The organism is Pseudomonas sp. MD195_PC81_125, assembly GCF_014060985.1.
GTDB lineage: Bacteria > Pseudomonadota > Gammaproteobacteria > Pseudomonadales > Pseudomonadaceae > Aquipseudomonas > Aquipseudomonas parakoreensis.
In genome coordinates, this window is record NZ_JABULD010001025.1 from 1 (window position 1) to 844 (window position 844).

At 48.6% G+C, this 844-nt stretch carries 1 rRNA gene; it reads left to right on the forward strand.

Annotated elements, in window-relative coordinates:
* Positions 1–127: 127 nt before the first annotated feature.
* A 23S ribosomal RNA gene (locus HT737_RS30975) occupies positions 128–844 on the forward strand; the annotation flags it as partial.

The window sequence follows — 844 nt, forward strand, 5'->3', positions numbered from 1 at the left end:
TAGACTGAACGTTACTTTCACTGGTAACGATCAGGCTAAGGTAAAATTTGTGAGTGACTCTTAAGAGTTTTGCGAATTTTCGGCGAATGTCGTCTTCACAGTATAACCAGATTGCTTGGGGTTATATGGTCAAGTGAAGAAGCGCATACGGTGGATGCCTTGGCAGTCAGAGGCGATAGAAGAGTGGTAGCCTGCGAAAAGCTTCGGGGAGTCGGCAAACAGACTTTGATCCGGAGATGTCTGAATGGGGGAACCCAGCCATCACAAGATGGTTATCTTGTACTGAATACATAGGTGCAAGAGGCGAACCAGGGGAACTGAAACATCTAAGTACCCTGAGGAAAAGAAATCAACCGAGATTCCCTTAGTAGTGGCGAGCGAACGGGGACTAGCCCTTAAGTGGCTTTGAGATTAGCGGAACGCTCTGGAAAGTGCGGCCATAGTGGGTGATAGCCCTGTACGCGAAAGTCTCTTAGTCATGAAATCGAGTAGGACGGAGCACGAGAAACTTTGTCTGAATATGGGGGGACCATCCTCCAAGGCTAAATACTACTGACTGACCGATAGTGAACTAGTACCGTGAGGGAAAGGCAGAAAAGAACCCCGGAGAGGGGAGTGAAATAGATCCTGAAACCGTATGCGTACAAGCAGTGGGAGCAGACTTTGTTCTGTGACTGCGTACCTTTTGTATAATGGGTCAGCGACTTATTTTCAGTGGCGAGCTTAACCGAATAGGGGAGGCGTAGCGAAAGCGAGTCTTAATAGGGCGTCTAGTCGCTGGGAATAGAACCGAAACCGGGCGATCTATCCAATGGGCAGGTTGAAGGTTAGGTAACACTGACTG